A 12,544-nucleotide genomic window follows, 5' to 3' on the forward strand; every position below is an offset into this window, starting at 1 on the left:
TGGTAACTCACCGCTCCACGAAACCGAAACGGAAAGAAGAGGCGGCCCCATGACGGCGACGAGCCAGGGCAGAGACGAACTGGTGGAGATGGCGTGGGACCCCATCACCCGAATCGTCGGGAGTCTGGGTATCTACACGAAGATCGACTTCAAGCAGCGGGTCGTCGCCGAGTGCCACAGCACCAGCTCGATCTTCCGCGGCTACTCGGTCTTCATGAAGGGCAAGGACCCGCGCGACGCCCACTTCATCACCAGCCGGATCTGCGGAATCTGCGGTGACAACCACGCCACCTGTTCCTGCTACGCGCAGAACATGGCGTACGGCGTGAAGCCGCCGCATCTGGGCGAGTGGATCGTGAATCTCGGCGAGGCCGCCGAGTACATGTTCGACCACAACATCTTCCAGGAGAATCTGGTCGGGGTCGACTACTGCGAGAAGATGGTCGCCGAGACCAATCCCGGCGTACTCGAACTGGCCAACCGCACCAACTCCCCGCACGCCGAGGACCACGGGTACAAGACCATCGGCGACATCATGCGGTCGCTGAACCCCTTCACGGGCGAGTTCTACCGCGAGGCCCTCCAGGTCAGCCGTATGACCCGCGAGATGTTCTGCCTCATGGAGGGCCGCCATGTGCACCCCTCCACGCTCTACCCCGGCGGGGTGGGCACGGTGGCGACCATCCAGCTCATGACGGACTACATCACCCGCCTCCAGCGCTACGTGGAGTTCATGAAGAAGGTCGTGCCCATGCACGACGACCTCTTCGACTTCTTCTACGAGGCGCTCCCCGGCTACGAGGAGGTCGGCAACCGCCGTATCCTGCTGGGCTGCTGGGGCTCCTTCCAGGACCCGGAGCACTGCAACTTCGAGTACAAGGACATGACCGACTGGGGTCGGAAGATGTACGTGACCCCCGGCGTCGTCGTGGACGGCAAGCTCGTCACCACCGACCTCGTGAAGATCAACCTCGGCATCCGCATCCTGCTCGGCTCGTCGTACTACAACGACTGGGACGAACAGGAGATGTTCGTGAGCCACGACCCGCTCGGCAACCCGGTCGACCGGCGCCACCCGTGGAACCAGCACACCAACCCCCAGCCGCAGAAGCGCGACCTGGGCGACAAGTACAGCTGGGTCATGTCCCCCCGCTGGTTCGACGGCCAGGACTACCTCGCCCTCGACACCGGCGGCGGGCCGCTCGCCCGGCTCTGGGTCACCGCGCTGGCCGGCCTCGTCGACATCGGCTACATCCAGGCCACCGGCAAGAGCGTGAAGATCAACCTCCCCAAGACGGCGCTCAAGGGCCCGGTCGAGCTGGAGTGGCACGTCCCGCGCTGGAGCAACACCATCGAGCGCAACCGGGCGCGGACCTACTTCCAGGCGTACGCGGCGGCCTGCGCCCTGCACTTCGCCGAGAAGGCGCTCGTGGAGATCCGGGCCGGCCGTACCAAGACGTGGGAGAAGTTCGAGGTCCCGGAGGAGGGCGTCGGCTGCGGCTTCACCGAGGCCGTACGCGGGGTGCTCTCGCACCACATGGTGATCAGGGACGGCAAGATCGCCAACTACCACCCGTACCCGCCGACCCCCTGGAACGCGAGCCCGCGTGACTCCTACGGCACACCGGGGCCCTACGAGGACGCGGTGCAGGGCCAGCCGATCTTCGAGGAGAACGACCGGGAGAACTTCAAGGGCATCGACATCATGCGTACCGTCCGCAGCTTCGACCCCTGTCTGCCCTGCGGCGTGCACATGTATCTCGGTGAGGGCAAGAAACTGGAACTGCTGCACTCGCCCACGCAGTCCGCGGGCAGTGAGTGACATGGCAGACGTGCACGCCACGGCGGAGCGGCCCGCCGAGCAGCCCCCTCGATCCGAGGAGTGGCGGGCGACCGGGGAGCGGATCGACACCCTGGTCGCCGCCAGCGCGGCCGGCGGCGCCGTGGCGCGCGAGCGCAGCGAGGAACTGGTGCGGCTCGTCACCGACTTCTACGGCGCCGGCCTCGAACGCCTCCTCGACCTCGTCCACGAGGGCGGGCGGCTCGACGACGAGACCCTGGCCGCCATCGCCGCCGACGACTTGGTGGCCAGTGTGCTGCTGGTGCACGGACTGCACCCGTACAGCGTGGCGACCCGGGTGGAGAAGGCCCTGGAGAGCGTACGGCCGTATCTCGGCTCGCACGGCGGCGACGTGGAGTTGCTGGGTGTCACCGACGAAGGAGCCGTGAGACTGCGGCTGTTGGGCAGTTGTGACGGCTGCCCCTCCTCCTCCGCCACCCTGGAACTCGCCGTACGGGGCGCGGTCGAGGCCGCCGCCCCCGAGATCACCGCGGTCGAGGTCGAACCCGCCGAGGAGAGCGCCGCCGGCCCGCTGGTGCCGGTCGACGCCCTCTTCGCCCGGCTGCACGAGACGGAGCCCGCCGACGGCGACACGGGCGCCGTGTGGGAGGCGGTACCCGCCCTGCTCGCCCTGGAGTCCGGCGCGGTCGAACGCTTCACCGTCGGCGGACTGCCGGTCGTGGCCTGTCGGATCGGCCCCGACCTGTTCGCCTTCCGCGACCGCTGCGCCCGGTGCGAGCGCCCCATGGAGGGCGCCACGCTGGCCCGGCGGCTCGGGGGCGGCTCGGGCGACGGGGTGCTGCGCTGCTCCGCCTGCCGTGCGCACTACGACGTACGGCAGGCCGGCGCCTGCCTCGACGCGGAGGCCGAAGGGGCGCATCTGGACCCGTTGCCGCTGCTGGCGGACGGGGCGACCGTCTCCGTCGCCGTACCGGCGCGGGCCGTGGTCACGACATGAGCGCACCCCAGGGCAGCACCGCGCCGGTCGGCCGGGCCGTGTCCCCGGTCGCCGCGCTGCTGCGGGTCAGCCGCAACCGGCCGCGGCCGGCCGCCGGTGAGCGGTGCGAGATGTGCGCCGCGCCGATCGGCGACGACCATCAACACGTGGTGAATCTGGAGAGCCGGAGCCTGATGTGCGGCTGCCGGGCCTGCTACCTCCTCTTCACCGACGAGGGCGCCCAACTGCGCTACCGGGCGGTCCCCGACCGGTATCTGCGCTTCGACGGGCTCCCGTTGGACGCGCGCACCTGGGACGAGCTCCAGATCCCCGTGGGGCTCGCCTTCCTGTTCCGCAACTCCACGCAGGAGCGCACCATCGCGTTCTACCCCGGACCCGCCGGGGCCACCGAGTCCGAACTGCCCCTCGACGCCTGGGCGACCATCGTCGAGGCCAACCCCGAACTGGCCGTGCTGCGCCCGGACGTAGAAGCGCTCCTCGTCCGCCGCACCGTGACGGGCGGGGGCGGCGGCGGTCGCGAGACGGCCGCCTCCTGCCATCTGGTGCCGATCGACGCCTGCTACGAACTGGTCGGGCGGCTGCGCACCCTGTGGCGGGGCTTCGACGGCGGCCAGGAGGCGCACGCCGCGATGGACGCCTTCTTCGAGCACGTCGAGGGCCGCAGCCGGCCCGCGGACACCGTGCCGGCGACTGCCCCGGACACGGCGGCGACGACTGCGCCCGGCACCCCGGCCGGCGGCGGGACCTCATGACCGGCGCCGCCGCCCCCGGCCTGGAGTTCTCCGTACGGGACATCGTCGCGGAGCCGTACACCGCGACCCCCCAGCTGACGGCGAAGCTGCGGATCGAGGACGGCTCGGACGAGCGGATCCACGCGATCGTGCTGCGCTGCCAGGTCCGTATCGATCCCCAGCGCCGCCACTACGGGCCGGACGAACAGGACGCCCTGCGCGGCCTGTTCGGGGAGCGCGAGCGCTGGTCGGACACACTGCGGCCGTTCCAGTGGATGCAGTGCCACACCACCGTCCAGGGCTTCACCGGCTCCACCGAGGTCGACCTCGCGCTGCCCTGCACCTACGACTTCGACGTCATCGGCTCCCGCTATCTGCACGCGCTCGGGGACGGGACGGTGCCCATGAGCCTGCTCTTCTCGGGCACCGTCTTCACCAAGGGCGGCGGCAGCGGCGGCGGTTCGGGATTCGGCGTACGCCAGGTGCCCTGGGACTGCGAGGCGCGCTACCAGCTGCCGGTGGCCGTCTGGCGGCAGCTGATCGCCTGCCACTTCCCCAACTCCGGCTGGATCAGGCTCGATCACGACGTCATCGCCCGCTTCGCGGACTTCCGTGAGCGGCGCGGACTGATCAGCTGGGACGAGACGGTGACCACGGTGCTGGCGGACGCGCGGGCGCGCGCCGCGGCCGACGAGATCGGCGAGGTGGTCACATGACCCCCCTGACGCCCACCGCCCCGGCGGGCCTCGACCATGTCCGTACGATCGCCGACGCGGTGCTGTACGAGGGCTACCTCCTCTACCCGTACCGGGCCAGCTCGCACAAGAACCGGTCCCGCTGGCAGTTCGGGGTGCTGGGACCGCCCGACGCGGCGCCGGGCAGCTTCGCCGAGGACCCGGGCATGGAGACGCAGTGCCTGCTGACGGTTCCTGACGAGGCGTCGGCCGCCGGCGCGGAGGTGACCGTCCGGCTCCGATTCCTCCAGCTCCAGGTACGTGAGGTGCAGCGGCTCGACGAGGACGGCGGGCACACACCCGTCGCCGCCCTCGATGTCGCCGGTGTGCCCGTGCTGAGCTGGGACGAGGCCGTCGAGTGCGAACTCGACCTGGGCGCCGTCCCGTTGAAGGGCGACGGCGGCTCGACGGAGGAGGCGCACACCGTTGCGGGCGGTGAGGAGGCCGAGCCGCTGACCGACGCGCACGGAGTGGCGGTCGGCCGCGTCGTACGGCGCCGTGAACCGCTGACCGCCCGCGTCCGGACCCGTACGACACGCGACGACGGCTTCCTGCGGCTCTCGGTGTCGGTGGAGAACGAGCACCCCGGGACGGCCACCGACAAGGACGCCGCGATCCGCGCCTCGCTCATCGGCGCGCATCTGCTCCTCCAGGCCCACGGCGCCGAGTTCGTCTCCCTGCGCGAGCCCCCGGACGGGGCCGCGCCCGCCGCCGCCCGGTGCCGGCAGCGCAGATGCTGGCCGGTCCTCGCCGGGGCGAAGGGCTCCACGGACACCGTCCTGGGCGCGCCGATCATCCTCTACGACCACCCGGAGATCGCCGAGCAGAGCCCCGGCGCGCTCTTCGACTCCACGGAGATCGACGAGATCCTGACGCTCCGCGTGATGACGATGACGGAGGGGGAGAAGGCGGAGGCACGGGCCACCGACCCCCGGGCCCGGGAGATCATCGACCGCTGCGACACGATGTCGGCGAGCGACCTCCAACGTCTCCACGGCCTGCTCCGCGACCCGCACGGACCCGCGCCGGGAGACGGCGCCGACGCCGGAGACCCCCTCGCCGATCTGCGGGACGCCGAACCCCCGGCCTTCGACACCGGCGGCGCGCCCTGGTGGGACCCGGCCGCCGACGCCGCCGTGTCGCCCGCCTCCGACTCCGTCGTGATCGAGGGCGTCCCCGTCACCAAGGGCAGCCTCGTACGCGTCCACCCGTCCCGACGCGCCGACGCGCAGGACCTCTTCTTCGCCGGGCGGGTGGCACGGGTGACCGCCGTGCTCTCGGACGTCGACGGCGGCGTACACGTCGCCCTCGTCCTGGTCGACGACCCGGCGGCCGACCTGCACGACTGGTACGGCCGCTACTTCTACTTCGCCCCCGACGAACTGGAACCGCTGCCCGCCGGCGCCCCCGAAGGACCCCGTCCACCCGAACACCGGAAGGAGAACCCCTCGTGAGAACCATCGGAATGATCACCACGGGTGTGGCCGCCGCCATGGCGGCGGCAGCCGTCGCCGTCGGCGTGCGCTGGCTCCCCGACATCCGCAGATACGTCCGAATGCGCTCGATGTGAGCGCCGGAACGAGTGAGAGGAGCATCCGATGACCGATGCGGCACGTGGCCGGCACGACGAGGAGCCGCAGGAGGAGCGGGGCCCCAAGGGCTCGCGCGACACCGGATCGGACCAGCCGTCCGCCGGTCCCTCCGACCGCCCCTCCGGGCGCTCCGGCAAGAGGTCGGACACCTCCGTCAAACCCGGTGAGCCCATCGACCCGGACTCGCCGAACCTCCAGTCCGGCGGGAACTGACCCGACGTGCGCGGCGGGGTTCTCGTTGCCGGCATCGGCAATCTCTTTCTCGGCGACGACGGTTTCGGGCCGGAGGTCGTACGCCGGCTCGCCGGACCCGGAACGCCGCTTCCAGGCGGCGTCCGGGTCGTCGACTACGGCATCCGGGGCATGCACCTCGCGTACGACCTGCTCGACGGGTACGACGCGCTCGTGCTGGTCGACGCGTACGCGGGCGGCGGCGCGCCCGGCGAGCTGACCGTTCTGGAGGTCGGCCCGGACGACCTCGGGACGGGTGAATTCGACGCACACGGCATGAATCCGGTATCTGTCCTGGCAAATCTGGGCCAACTGGGCGGTACGCTTCCGCTCACCCACGTTGTGGGGTGCACCCCCGCCGACGTCGAGGAGGGCATCGGCCTCAGTGAGGCCGTCGCCGCCGCCGTACCCGAAGCGGTGGCGGAGGTGCGCGCGCTGGTCCGGCGGCTGCTTGTCGCCGGAGCCGCGCCGTCGTCGGCGGTGGACCCCGCGACGGCCGCCCCCGCTCCCGTACCCGCCCGGACCCGGAGGACCTGATCATGTGTCTCGGCATCCCCGGGCGAGTCGTGGAGATCGTCGAGGGGTACGCGGACCAGCTCGCCCTCGTCGACGTGGAGGGCGCCCGGCGCCGTATCAACGTCGGCATGCTCGACTCGGTCCCCGCCGCCGGCGACTGGGTACTGCTGCACATGGGTTTCGCCATGGAGATCATCGACGGGGCGAAGGCGGCCGAAGCGCTGTCGGGACTGCGGATGATGGGCAGCGGGGCCGATGAGCCGGCTGCCGCCGAAGCCCAACAGCCCCGGGTCCGGCGCCGGTTCGAGGTACGCGGAGTCGTCCAGGGCGTGGGCTTCCGCCCGTTCGTCTACGTCACCGCCGCCGAACTCGCGCTCACCGGATCGGTCGCCAACACCGGCTCCGGCGTGGTCGCCGAGGTGGAGGGCGACGCCGGAGCCGTGGCGGAGTTCGGCCGCCGGCTGCGGTCGGACCCGCCGCCGCTGGCCGTCGTGGAGTCCGTGACCGCGACCGACCGACCGGCCATAGGGGGAGCGGAGTTCGTCATCGCGGACTCCAGCGGCGCCGACCGGGTCCGCACCCTGGTCTCGCCGGACACCGCGATCTGCCGGGACTGTCTGGCCGAACTGCGGGACCCGGCCGACCGCCGTTACCGCCACCCCTTCATCACCTGCACCCACTGCGGGCCGCGCTTCACGATCGTCACCGGCATGCCCTACGACCGCGCGAAGACGACCATGGCCGCGTTCGAGATGTGCCACGACTGCCGCTCCGAGTACGGCGATCCGCGCGACCGCCGCTTCCACGCGCAGCCGATCGCCTGTCACGCCTGCGGTCCGCGCCTCGAACTCGTCGGCGCGGGCGGCGAGGTGGTCCGCCAGGGAGACCAGGCACTGCGTGCCGCGCGGAGGTTGCTCGCCGAGGGAAAGATCGTCGCGATCAAGGGACTGGGCGGCTACCACCTCGCCTGCGACGCCCGTGACCAGGCGGCCGTCACCGAACTGCGGCGCCGCAAGCACCGCGGCGGCAAACCCTTCGCCGTCATGGTGGCCGACCTCGGCGTCGCCGAGGAACTGGTGACGCTGACGGACGACGAGAGGGACCTCCTCACCGGCCCCCGGGCACCCATCGTGCTGCTCCCGCGCCGCACGTCGGCCACCGGCGCCGGTCTCGCGGACGCCGTGGCGCCCGGCAACCCGGACCTCGGCGTGCTCCTCCCGTACACCCCGCTGCATGTCCTCCTCCTCGGCGCCGACGACGACACCCCCGGCCCCGACGCCCTGGTGATGACCTCGGGCAACCGCTCCGGCGAGCCGATCGTCACCGACGACACGAAGGCCCTGACCGAACTCGCGCCGCTGGTGGACGCCTGGCTGCGGCACGACCGTCCCATCCAGGTGCCGTGCGACGACTCGGTCAGCCGCTTCGTCGCCGGGGCCGAGCTTCCCGTACGCAGATCGCGCGGGTACGCGCCGCTGCCCGTCGCGCTGCCCTTCGACATCCCGCCGCTGCTCGCCGCCGGCGCCGACCTCAAGAACACCTGCGCGCTCGGCGAGGGCGGCTACGCCTGGGTCAGCCAGCACATCGGCGACATGGACGACGTCTCCACGGCCGACGCGCTGACCCGCACGGCGGCCCATCTCGGGCTGCTGACCGGCGTCGAACCCGAACAGCTCGTGGCCGACGCCCACCCCGGCTACCGCTCCGGCGCATGGGCCCGCGCGCACGCCGGGGGCCGGACCGTGGTCACCGTGCAGCACCACCACGCGCACATCGCGTCCGTGCTGGGCGAGCACGGCGTCCGCCCCGGCGAGAGCGTCATCGGCTTCGCCTACGACGGCACGGGCCACGGCCCCGACGGTGCGGTGTGGGGCGGCGAGACGCTGATCGCCGACTACAAGTCCTACCGCAGGGCGGCGCACCTGGCGTACGTACCGCTCGCCGGCGGGGACGCGAGCGTGCGGCGGCCCTACCGGATGGCGCTCGCGCATCTGCGCGCCGCCGGGATCGCCTGGGACGAGAGGCTGCCGGCCGTGGCCGCGTGCCCGGTCAGGGAACGCGACGTGCTGGCGCACCAGTTCGCGACGGACTTCGGCTGTGTGCCGACGTCGAGCATGGGCCGGCTCTTCGACGCGGTGGCGTCACTGGCGGGCGTACGGCACGAGGTCGCGTACGAGGCGGAGGCGGCCGTCGCGCTGGAGGGCCTCGCCAGATCCGCGCAGGGCGAGGACCCCGGCCGTGCGTACGCCTTCGCCCTCGACGAGCCGACCACACCGGGCGCCGACGAGCCCGTGATCGCCGACCCCGGCCCGGTGATCCGCGCGGTGGTCGACGACCTACGTGCGGGAGTACCCCCGGAGCTGATCGCCCTCCGCTTCCACACGGCCGTCACCGCCCTCACCGTCGAACTCGCCGAGCTGTGCCGAAGCCGGACGGGGCTCGGCGTGGTCGCACTCGGGGGCGGGGTCTTCCAAAACGCCCTCCTGCTCGGATCAACCCAACAGGCCCTGCGGGCACGGGACTTCACCGTTCTGCGCCCCCGTCTGCTGCCGCCCAACGACGGCGGCATCTCCTTCGGCCAACTGCTGATCGCGGCGTCAGGCTGACCCCACGTCCGACCACACCATCCAGATCCAGAGAAGGAAGAGACTCCATGTGTCTGGCAGTCCCCGGGCGGGTGCTCAGCACGGCCGAGGTCGACGGCGCCCTGATGGCCCAGGTCGACTTCGGCGGCGTACGCAAGGAGGTCTGCCTCCAGTACATCCCCGACGCGGAGATCGGCGAGTACGTCGTGGTCCACGTCGGATTCGCCATCCAGCGGCTCGACGAGGAATCGGCCCTGCGGACCCTGGCGAACTTCGAACAACTCGGCCTTCTGGAGGAGGAGTTCGGCGACGGCTTCGAACTCGCGGCCAGACAGCGGGAATCAGTGGAAGGCATGGGCAAGTGAAGTACCTCGACGAGTTCAGCGACCCCGCACTCGCCAGGCGGCTGGTCGACCAGATCCACGCGGCCACCACCCGCCCCTGGGCCATGATGGAGGTCTGCGGCGGGCAGACGCACTCGATCATCCGGCACGGTATCGACCAACTGCTGCCCGACGGCGTCGAGATGATCCACGGGCCGGGCTGCCCGGTCTGTGTCACCCCGCTGGAGATCATCGACCGGGCACTGGCGATCGCCGCCCGCCCCGGTGTCATCTTCTGCTCCTTCGGCGACATGCTGAGGGTGCCGGGCAGCGGCCAGGACCTGTTCTCGGTGAAGAGCGCGGGCGGCGACGTACGCGTCGTCTACTCCCCGCTCGACGCGCTGAGACTGGCCCGCGACAACCCCGACAAGGAAGTCGTCTTCTTCGGCATCGGCTTCGAGACGACCGCCCCCGCCAACGCCATGACGGTCCATCAGGCCCGCCGGCTCGGCGTGCGGAACTTCTCGCTGCTCGTCTCGCACGTGCTCGTCCCGCCCGCGATCGCCGCCATCATGGAGTCCCCCACCTGCCGGGTGCAGGCCTTCCTCGCCGCCGGGCACGTGTGCAGCGTGATGGGGACCTCGCAGTACCCGCCGCTGGCACAGAAGTACCGGGTGCCCGTCGTCGTCACGGGATTCGAGCCGCTCGACATCCTCGAAGGCGTCCGACGCACGGTCCTCCAGCTCGAACAGGGCCGTCACGAGGTCGAGAACGCCTACCCCCGCGCCGTCCGCGCGGAGGGCAACCTCCCCGCCATGGAGATGCTGCGGGACGTCTTCGAGGTCACCGACCGGACCTGGCGCGGTATCGGCATGATCCCGGCCAGCGGATGGCGACTGTCGGAGAAGTACGCGGAGTTCGACGCCGAGCGCCGGTTCGACGTGGCCGGCATCCGTACCGCCGAGTCGTCGCTGTGCCGGTCGGGAGACGTACTCCAAGGACTGATCAAACCCCACGAGTGCGCCGCCTTCGGCAAGGAGTGCACCCCCAGGAACCCGCTCGGCGCCACGATGGTCTCCTCCGAGGGCGCCTGCGCCGCCTACTTCACCTACCGCCGGCTCGAACTGGTCGATGCGAAGTGACCGAGACGACGAACCACGCGCCCGACACGACGAACCACGTGCCCGCCCCGGCCAGCGCCCCCGCAGCCGCGCCGGCGACCTCTCCCGCAGGCAGTGACCTCGACTTCGAGGGCTGGTCCTGCCCCGTCCCCCTCCGCGCGACCCCGACCGTCGTCATGGGCCACGGCGGCGGCGGGGCGATGTCCGCCGAACTGGTCGAGCACCTCTTCCTCCCCGCGTACGGCTCGGCCGCCGCGCCCGAACTGGGCGACTCCGCCGTACTCACCGTCGGCGACAACACCCGACTCGCCTTCTCCACCGACTCGTTCGTGGTCCGGCCGATGTTCTTCCCCGGCGGCTCCATCGGGGACCTCGCCGTCAACGGAACGGTCAACGACCTCGCGATGTCCGGCGCCACACCGCTCTTCATGTCGTCCGCGTTCATCCTCCAGGAAGGCACCGCGCTCACCGAACTCGGCCGGATCGCCCAGGACATGGGAGCGGCGGCACGAGCGGCCGGGGTCAGCCTGGTCACCGGCGACACCAAGGTCGTCGACAGCGGCAGCGGCGACGGCGTCTACATCAACACCTCGGGGATCGGGCTGGTCCCGGCGGGCGTCGACATCGGCCCCCGTCGCGCCACGCCCGGGGACGCCGTGCTGATCAGCGGCGACATCGGGGTGCACGGCGTGGCGGTCATGAGCTGCCGCGACGGCCTGGACTTCGGTACGACCGTCGAGAGCGACACCGCGCCCCTGCACGGTCTCGTCGCCGCGATGCTCGCCACCGGCGTCGACGTCCACGTCCTGCGCGACCCCACGCGCGGTGGCGTCGCCGCCTCGCTGAACGAGATCGCCACCGCCTCCGGTGTCGGCGTCGAACTCGTCGAGCGCGACCTCCCCGTACCGGCCACCGTGCGCGACGCGTGCAGCCTGCTCGGGCTCGACCCGCTCCAGGTCGCCAACGAGGGCAAGCTGATCGCCATCGTCCCCGGTGACCGCGCCGACGAGATCCTCGCGGCCCTCCAGGCACACCCCCTGGGCACCGCCGCCCGCCGGATCGGCACCTGCGTACCCGACCACCCCGGCATGGTGGTGGCCAGGACCGGACTCGGCGGCTCCCGGGTGGTCCCCCTCCCCGTCGGCGAACAGCTCCCGAGGATCTGCTGAATGAGCGAGCGATGAGTGAGCGCGGCGCGATCCTCTTCGCGCGCTACGCCTACCCGCCCAACGAACTCGGCTACTGCGGCCCGGCGGACTCCGCCGCGCTGCTGCGCCCCGCGGACCCCGAGGGCATCGAGCGCGGTGCCCGCGAGTTCGAGGGCGCCTGGTGCTATCTCGAATTCCTCGCCGAGACGGCCGGCCTCGACGATCCGCTCGACGAACGGGTCGTCGAGGCGTACTGGATCGGCAACGACCTCCTGGACCTGGCCGACCCGGCGGCCCTGCTGGCCCGGATGCGCGACCGCTTCCGCGGCCAGCGGGGCGGGACCTGGCGCGACGCCGCCGACCGCGCCCTCGCGCACCACAGCTTCCAGGTCTTCGACGTCTACCCCTGGGCGGAGTTGCTGCGCGCGTCGGGCAACCCGACCGCGCTGTCGGTCCTCGACCGGTGCCGCATCCGTACGGGCGTGGTCCGTTCGGTCTCGGGCGAGTCGGCCACGGTCGAGTCCCGCCCGCTCGTCCGGACGGGAACGGCCCTGGCGCGGGGGCCGGCCCGCGAGGAGTCCGTGCGCTGGTCGACGGGAGGCCGCTCACTGATCGCCGGGCCCGCTCCCGGTGATCTGGTGGCGCTGCACTGGGACTGGGTGTGCGACGTGCTGACCGAGGCCCAGGCGGCACGCCTCGAATCGATCGAGGCGCGACGGCTCACGCTGCCGGAGCGCGTGCCCGCGACAGGGTGACGCCGAAGAC

At 71.7% G+C, this 12,544-nt stretch carries 13 protein-coding genes; all 13 read left to right on the forward strand.

Annotated elements, in window-relative coordinates:
* Nucleotides 1-49 precede the first annotated feature (49 nt).
* Complete coding sequence (locus ACFWU9_RS22495; RefSeq protein WP_384321073.1) at nt 50-1,822, forward strand: nickel-dependent hydrogenase large subunit; 1,773 nt, start codon at nt 50-52, stop codon at nt 1,820-1,822.
* Between the two features lies 1 nt (nt 1,823).
* Nucleotides 1,824-2,798, forward strand: coding sequence for a NifU family protein (locus ACFWU9_RS22500; RefSeq protein ID WP_384321075.1), 975 nt, complete (start codon nt 1,824-1,826; stop codon nt 2,796-2,798).
* Nucleotides 2,795-3,550, forward strand: a complete 756-nt coding sequence (locus ACFWU9_RS22505; RefSeq protein WP_384321078.1) for a DUF5947 family protein — start codon at nt 2,795-2,797, stop codon at nt 3,548-3,550. The genes ACFWU9_RS22500 and ACFWU9_RS22505 overlap by 4 nt, the downstream gene beginning before the upstream one ends.
* Complete coding sequence (locus tag ACFWU9_RS22510; protein ID WP_384321080.1) at nt 3,547-4,245, forward strand: DUF6084 family protein; 699 nt, start codon at nt 3,547-3,549, stop codon at nt 4,243-4,245. Before ACFWU9_RS22505 ends, ACFWU9_RS22510 begins: the two co-directional genes overlap by 4 nt.
* Nucleotides 4,242-5,717 (forward strand): hypothetical protein, encoded by a 1,476-nt coding sequence (locus tag ACFWU9_RS22515; RefSeq protein ID WP_384321082.1) that lies wholly within the window; start codon nt 4,242-4,244, stop codon nt 5,715-5,717. Before ACFWU9_RS22510 ends, ACFWU9_RS22515 begins: the two co-directional genes overlap by 4 nt.
* Nucleotides 5,714-5,833 (forward strand): DUF6893 family small protein, encoded by a 120-nt coding sequence (locus ACFWU9_RS22520; protein ID WP_384321084.1) that lies wholly within the window; start codon nt 5,714-5,716, stop codon nt 5,831-5,833. The genes ACFWU9_RS22515 and ACFWU9_RS22520 overlap by 4 nt, the downstream gene beginning before the upstream one ends.
* Before the next feature lie 28 nt (nt 5,834-5,861).
* Complete coding sequence (locus ACFWU9_RS22525) at nt 5,862-6,068, forward strand: hypothetical protein (protein ID WP_384321086.1); 207 nt, start codon at nt 5,862-5,864, stop codon at nt 6,066-6,068.
* 6 nt (nt 6,069-6,074) lie between these two features.
* Entirely contained in the window at nt 6,075-6,623 is a 549-nt protein-coding gene (locus tag ACFWU9_RS22530) for a hydrogenase maturation protease (protein WP_384321088.1), read from the forward strand.
* A 2-nt stretch (nt 6,624-6,625) separates the two neighbouring features.
* Nucleotides 6,626-9,208 carry a carbamoyltransferase HypF gene (gene hypF, locus ACFWU9_RS22535; protein WP_384321090.1) on the forward strand — a complete coding sequence of 861 codons (2,583 nt, stop codon included), beginning with the start codon at nt 6,626-6,628 and terminating at the stop codon, nt 9,206-9,208.
* A gap of 47 nt (nt 9,209-9,255) precedes the next feature.
* Nucleotides 9,256-9,552 carry a HypC/HybG/HupF family hydrogenase formation chaperone gene (locus tag ACFWU9_RS22540; protein WP_384321092.1) on the forward strand — a complete coding sequence of 99 codons (297 nt, stop codon included), beginning with the start codon at nt 9,256-9,258 and terminating at the stop codon, nt 9,550-9,552.
* Nucleotides 9,549-10,652 (forward strand): hydrogenase formation protein HypD, encoded by a 1,104-nt coding sequence (gene hypD / locus ACFWU9_RS22545; protein WP_384321094.1) that lies wholly within the window; start codon nt 9,549-9,551, stop codon nt 10,650-10,652. The genes ACFWU9_RS22540 and hypD overlap by 4 nt, the downstream gene beginning before the upstream one ends.
* Nucleotides 10,653-10,807: 155 nt before the next feature.
* Nucleotides 10,808-11,800, forward strand: coding sequence for a hydrogenase expression/formation protein HypE (hypE, locus tag ACFWU9_RS22550; RefSeq protein WP_384321251.1), 993 nt, complete (start codon nt 10,808-10,810; stop codon nt 11,798-11,800).
* A gap of 11 nt (nt 11,801-11,811) precedes the next feature.
* Entirely contained in the window at nt 11,812-12,534 is a 723-nt protein-coding gene (locus ACFWU9_RS22555) for a DUF6390 family protein (RefSeq protein ID WP_384321096.1), read from the forward strand.
* The last annotated feature ends 10 nt before the right edge of the window (nt 12,535-12,544 follow it).

The organism is Streptomyces sp. NPDC058653 (assembly GCF_042716895.1).
Classification (GTDB): Bacteria; Actinomycetota; Actinomycetes; order Streptomycetales; family Streptomycetaceae; genus Streptomyces.

Bases quoted from the DNA above. Each gene is read 5' to 3' on its own strand.
- ACFWU9_RS22495 (WP_384321073.1), top strand. From the start codon at position 50: ATGACGGCGACGAGCCAGGGCAGAGACGAACTGGTGGAGATGGCGTGG.
- ACFWU9_RS22500 (WP_384321075.1), top strand. From the start codon at position 1,824: ATGGCAGACGTGCACGCCACGGCGGAGCGGCCCGCCGAGCAGCCCCCT.
- ACFWU9_RS22505 (WP_384321078.1), top strand. From the start codon at position 2,795: ATGAGCGCACCCCAGGGCAGCACCGCGCCGGTCGGCCGGGCCGTGTCC.
- ACFWU9_RS22510 (WP_384321080.1), top strand. From the start codon at position 3,547: ATGACCGGCGCCGCCGCCCCCGGCCTGGAGTTCTCCGTACGGGACATC.
- ACFWU9_RS22515 (WP_384321082.1), top strand. From the start codon at position 4,242: ATGACCCCCCTGACGCCCACCGCCCCGGCGGGCCTCGACCATGTCCGT.
- ACFWU9_RS22525 (WP_384321086.1), top strand. From the start codon at position 5,862: ATGACCGATGCGGCACGTGGCCGGCACGACGAGGAGCCGCAGGAGGAG.
- hypF (WP_384321090.1), top strand. From the start codon at position 6,626: ATGTGTCTCGGCATCCCCGGGCGAGTCGTGGAGATCGTCGAGGGGTAC.
- ACFWU9_RS22540 (WP_384321092.1), top strand. From the start codon at position 9,256: ATGTGTCTGGCAGTCCCCGGGCGGGTGCTCAGCACGGCCGAGGTCGAC.
- hypE (WP_384321251.1), top strand. From the start codon at position 10,808: ATGGGCCACGGCGGCGGCGGGGCGATGTCCGCCGAACTGGTCGAGCAC.
- ACFWU9_RS22555 (WP_384321096.1), top strand. From the start codon at position 11,812: ATGAGTGAGCGCGGCGCGATCCTCTTCGCGCGCTACGCCTACCCGCCC.